This window comes from Streptococcus mitis (assembly GCF_905187495.1).
Taxonomy (GTDB): Bacteria; Bacillota; Bacilli; order Lactobacillales; family Streptococcaceae; genus Streptococcus; species Streptococcus mitis_CU.
Map to the genome: position 1 here is coordinate 1 of NZ_CAJJIB010000091.1, position 257 is coordinate 257.

Consider the following 257-nt stretch of genomic DNA (forward strand, 5'->3'; position numbering starts at 1 on the left):
CTACTGTGATAACTTCTTCTACTGCTTCTTCAGTAATCGTGGTTGGTTCATTCGGTGTTACTGCTCCTGTATTAGGATCCAAGGTATAAGTTGTCGTAGTAGTTGTCTTACCAGATTTACCAGGTCTTGTTACTTCACGATAATCTTTATCTTTTGTATTATCTTCTACATAACGTGTTGTATATGGAGTAGTTGTTTCTACAACTTTAGGTTTAGTACCTACTGTGATAACTTCTTCTACTGCTTCTTCAGTAATC

1 protein-coding gene is annotated in these 257 nt (G+C 36.2%); it reads right to left on the reverse strand.

Annotated elements, in window-relative coordinates; all coding sequences use genetic code 11:
• Positions 1 to 257, reverse strand: a 257-nt coding sequence (locus JQ843_RS05500; protein WP_203213099.1) for a G5 domain-containing protein, incomplete at both ends; no start/stop codon positions are given.